The sequence below is a fragment of the Priestia sp. TRM10 genome, assembly GCF_057808375.1.
Window position 1 is genome coordinate 1 of the sequence record NZ_JBJZOT010000033.1, and the last position, 334, is coordinate 334.

The 334-nt window shown below is 40.4% G+C and carries 1 rRNA gene; it reads left to right on the top strand.

Annotated features, from left to right (window positions below):
* Nucleotides 1-208: 208 nt before the first annotated feature.
* A 5S ribosomal RNA gene (gene rrf, locus ACK3CR_RS27050) occupies nt 209-324 on the top strand.
* Nucleotides 325-334 lie beyond the last annotated feature (10 nt).

The window sequence follows — 334 nt, forward strand, 5'->3', positions numbered from 1 at the left end:
GGTTAGAGGTGGAAGCATGGCGACATGTGGAGCTGACTAATACTAATCGATCGAGGACTTAACCTAAGAATTGATCATAATCGGATATGTTTTTCCTTGCCTTGTTATTTAGTTTTGAGTGAACAACATTTTTTAAAAAAATGCTTGCTTTTTCGAAAGAATGCTTGTATAATAGATAATGTTGCGTTACTTAATTAAAAAGAATTTGTCTGGTAACCATAGCCAAGAGGTCACACCTGTTCCCATGCCGAACACAGAAGTTAAGCTCTTGAGCGCCGATGGTAGTTGGGACTTTGTCCCTGTGAGAGTAGGACGTTGCCAGGCGATGGAGGAT